The following is a 4,384-nucleotide window of genomic DNA, read 5'->3' as shown; positions in this document are numbered from 1 at the left end:
TTTTGTTCCCATATCAAGATATAGTTTAATCTTTTTCTTTGGCGATTTTTCTATTTCATCCAGAATCTTATAATCAGCCCACCATAAAGCAGGCGAGATTACACCGGTCATTGAAAATATTTCGGGGCGAATACCGAGCGAATACCGTGCCAGACTTGAAATTTTCAATGTTTTTACTTTTTTATTCTTTTAGTAACTTCTTTTATTACAGATTTATATCTGCTGTTCGCGTTTAATCTGCTTTCCGTCCTTCGCAAACTCATAGTTATTGTAGATATTGACCGATGGAGAAAGCAAGCAATTTTGGAAACTTTCTGCTTACAATAATTCCGAGCGATATATGAAAAAATATCACGAGCAAAAGAACATTCACGGGTCTGTTGAGAACCACTTATCTTATCTTTGTGTATACCTGTCACATTAGCTACTACTTTTATTAAATTTTCTAATCCAACCCGAAAAGTAACATCAAAACGACGCCTCAATTCCTTTTCCTCTTTCCCAATCTTCTCCAAAAACTTTTCATTACCCAATACAGGAAATCTTTCAGGTGGATATAACTCTTTTCTTGATTTCAGAGTGATACCTTCCCTTATAAATTCAGCATATTTTTTACGAGCATTATTTATATCCCTATCAAAAAATTCTAACACCTTCCGGTCATCAACTATAGGATTTCTCTCTAACCCTAAATATACTCTATGACTTGACCATAACCATTGGGAAGGACTTTTTACAAGTCCAGCCCGAATACAATTAAGATGAATATACCTTATTAATTCCAAAAGATAATTTTCCTTTTGACACAGTATTGCTTTATATCGTCCCTGAAATAGATGTCCCACCTTTTTATACTTTATATTGAAGTATCTCGCATATCGGGTTAACATACTTTGCATTATCACTGATAGTTTATCTCCTTTTGTCTCTATTAATAGGTGAAAATGGTTCGGCATAAGTTTATATGCATACAATATATATGGATATCTTTGACGGGTAATCTCAAGACATTTCAAAAATTCTTTGTAGTCATCTCTTTTGTGAAATATAACTTTCCGATTATTCCCACGAGAAATAACATGGTAAAATGCGCCCGAATATTCTATCCTTGGTTTGCGTGGCATATTTTTAGTGTATTAAAAAATTTGAAAATTTTGAAAATTTCAAGTCTGGCACAGTTCCCCCAGTTCCAGTTCCCAGTTCCCCACAATTCCCCACAGTTCCCCAGCCAGTTCCCCAGTTCCCAGGCACAGTTCCCAGTTCCGCACAGTTCCGCACGTTTTATCACCGCCGGTTCCACAGGTATCCACAATCGTTTCCCAGTCAATATTGATTTCGTCTCTGTCAATATCAACCGCGTGTTTTTTGATGGTAATTTGTGTTGCATGTTCACGCATCACTTTTGCACAACCGGTTATTTCTTCAACTGTTTCGCCTTTCATTCGCAATGCAGTGATGAATGATGCAATCTGCGCTTCGGTTGCCTGACCTGTCATAATTTCCGTCATTACCTCAACCGCTTCTTTTTCCGTCAGATTTTCCATTCCCACAACTTTTGCAATCGTTTCTTTAATCATTTTTTCACTCCATACTCTAAGAAGTTTTTCAGTAATTTTTTACCGGGCTTTGTTAAGATTGATTCGGGATGGAATTGTATTCCTTCTACACAGCAGTTGACGGTTAACGGTTGACGGTTGACAGTTTTTAAGCGGAGACCCATTATTTCACCGTCTTTTGTCCGTGTGGAAATTTCTAAACATTTTGGCAGTGATTTTTTTTCTACCACTAATGAGTGATATCTTGTAGCTTCAAACGGATTGGAGATTCCTTTAAAAATCGTTTTGCCATCGTGATAAATCATTGATGTTTTGCCGTGCATAAGTTTTTTAGCATGAACTATTTTTCCGCCGAAGGCAGCACCGATTGATTGGTGACCAAGGCATACGCCTAAAATTGGAATTTTTCCAGCAAAATGTTTCACAAGTTCAACAGAAATTCCTGCCTCTTTTGGTGTGCAAGGTCCTGGTGAGATTACAATTTGTGACGGGTTCATTTTTTCTATTTCAGAAAGTGTAATTTTATCATTTCTGAAAACTTTTATATCCGGATTTAATTCACCAAGATACTGAACCAGGTTATAAACGAAAGAATCGTAATTATCAATAACTAATATCATATTTTACTCCGTGAACACGCTAATTGTCGCAAATCTAACGCGTATATTCGCGAATATTTGCGTTTGTTATTCGCGTTTATTCGCGTTTCTACCAGCCTGATACAACTTTGTTTGCTGCCATTTCTATTGCTTTCAGCATTCCTCTCGCTTTGTTCATCGTTTCTTCATATTCTTTTTCAGGCACAGAATCGGCGACAATTCCTGCACCTGCCTGAATATATGCCTTTTTTCCTTTCATAATTATCGTTCTTATATTTATCGCAAAATCCATATTACCCGAGTAATCAAAGTAGCCGACCGCGCCAGCATAGAGCCCGCGTTTTGTTGGCTCAAGTTCTTCAATTATTTCCATCGCTCTGATTTTTGGCGCACCTGTAACAGTTCCTGCAGGGAATGTTGCTTTTAATAATTCAAACGCATCAGATTCTGGTTTTAATTTTCCGACGACATCCGAGACAATATGCATCACATGCGAGTATTTTTCTATTGACATAAATTTGTTCACTTTGATACTGTTAAAATCGCAGACCCGGCCTAAATCATTTCTGCCTAAATCCAGCAGCATCAAATGTTCTGCTTTTTCTTTTTCGTCAGCCAAAAGTTCATTTTGAAGTTTGTTATCTTCGGATTCGTCTTTTCCACGAGGTCGTGTCCCGGCGATAGGTCTAACATTAGCAATACCATTTTCTAATCTGACAAGTATTTCAGGTGAAGAGCCGATAATTCTTACATTATCAAGATTAAAATAGTACATATACGGTGAAGGATTCAGGATACGCAAAACCCTGTAAATTTCAAACGGCTCTCCAACAAATGTTGTCTCAAGCCGTTGTGATAAAACCGCCTGAATAATATCACCATCCTTGACATATTTTTTTGTTTTTTTAACTGCTTTCAAGAATTTTTCTTTTTTAGTATTTGATTTAACAAATCCTGTTTCAGCGCGGGCTGTTTTTATAAGAATCGGGTTCGCCAGTTTTTCAATAACCTTTTCAATCTCCTTACAAACATCAGCATAACTTATTTTTTCAGATGGCTTAACAATACGAATAATTTTTATTTTTTGTTTCAAATGGTCAAATACGATAATAACTTTCGGGAATATAAAATAAAGTTCAGGCAGGTTCAGACCTGTTTTTTTTCTATCGGGTATTTTTTCAATATTTCTGATGTAATCATACCCGATATAGCCAATCGCACCGCCTGAAAGACGAGGCAGTATTTTGTTATGTATAAATTTATTCCGGCTCAATAAACTTTTGAGACAAAATAGCGGGTTATCTGTTATAATGGTTTTTTTTTTCTTTTTATTCTGTATTGTGACTGAATTGTTTTTACTCTGGAATATAATATCAGGCGATAAAATCAGGAATGAATATCTTGCAAGTTTTTCTTCGCCTTCTACGCTTTCTAAAAGACATGACGGATATTTCCCGCCAAGTTTCAGATAGGCAGATACAGGTGTTTCACTACTGACAGGGATTTCTTTATACAGTTGCACACCATAATTATTTTTTGTTAAGCTGTTAAATTCTTTTTCAGATGGTTGGTACATTTTTAGAATTTGATAATTTTTCCTTTTACAAAATCTTTATGTATAAAATAGATATGCTCACCAGTTTTAGAATCAAACCAGTCCCGTGAATCGTTTGATTCATCACGGTTATCGCCTAAAACAAAAAAACAGTTTTCCGGAATTTTTAAGTCAGTAATTTTATCGCCTTTAAGTATCTCATCAGGTCGGGTATGTTGTGTATATGGTTCTTCAAGTTTCTGACTATTAACAAACACATCTTTGTTCTGTATTGTTACAATATCACCGCCGACGGCAATAATCCTTTTCACAAGCTCTTTTTCATCTGTTACAGGCGACTTAAAAACTATGATTTCGCCTCTTTGCGGCTGTCTGAAATTATATGTTAGTTTATCCACAAAAAAATGGTCGTTGAGTTGCAAAGTTGGAAGCATTGAATCAGATGCGATATAAATTCCTTCAAACACAAAAGTTCTCAAAATTAGCGCGATAAATACAGCGACAAAAACCAGCCATAAAATCCGTTTCATATTCGTCTTAATTCATATATGTTAAAATTATATCAAAATTTTACTAAAAAGGCAAATAAAAAAGTAGTCGGTCTTTAATTTTGCCATAAGCAATTTTTCCCTCATAGCATACAATCATATTTTTTCTCCTGAAGTTTTTTCTAC

General features: G+C 35.6%; 4 protein-coding genes and 1 pseudogene. All 5 read right to left on the bottom strand.

The features are described from left to right. Positions 1-173: 173 nt before the first annotated feature. Positions 174-1,124 carry a transposase gene (locus AB1349_13060; protein ID MEW6558252.1) on the bottom strand — a complete coding sequence of 317 codons (951 nt, stop codon included), beginning with the start codon at positions 1,122-1,124 and terminating at the stop codon, positions 174-176. 153 nt (positions 1,125-1,277) lie between these two features. Continuing rightward, positions 1,278-1,577 (bottom strand): annotated as a pseudogene (locus AB1349_13055) (anthranilate phosphoribosyltransferase). Continuing rightward, positions 1,574-2,176 carry an aminodeoxychorismate/anthranilate synthase component II gene (locus tag AB1349_13050; protein ID MEW6558251.1) on the bottom strand — a complete coding sequence of 201 codons (603 nt, stop codon included), beginning with the start codon at positions 2,174-2,176 and terminating at the stop codon, positions 1,574-1,576. The pseudogene AB1349_13055 and the gene AB1349_13050 overlap by 4 nt, the downstream one beginning before the upstream one ends. Before the next feature lie 88 nt (positions 2,177-2,264). Beyond that, complete coding sequence (trpE, locus tag AB1349_13045) at positions 2,265-3,731, bottom strand: anthranilate synthase component I (GenBank protein ID MEW6558250.1); 1,467 nt, start codon at positions 3,729-3,731, stop codon at positions 2,265-2,267. A 2-nt stretch (positions 3,732-3,733) separates the two neighbouring features. Further along, the gene (gene lepB / locus AB1349_13040; GenBank protein ID MEW6558249.1) at positions 3,734-4,240 is read right to left on the bottom strand and encodes a signal peptidase I; all 507 of its coding nucleotides are present in this window, start codon (positions 4,238-4,240) and stop codon (positions 3,734-3,736) included. Positions 4,241-4,384: the final 144 nt, after the last annotated feature.

The organism is Elusimicrobiota bacterium (assembly GCA_040757695.1).
In the GTDB taxonomy this organism is placed as follows: domain Bacteria; phylum Elusimicrobiota; class UBA8919; order UBA8919; family UBA8919; genus JBFLWK01.
Note: the sequence above shows the minus strand (reverse complement) of the source record. Positions and strands in the feature narration are given on the sequence as shown.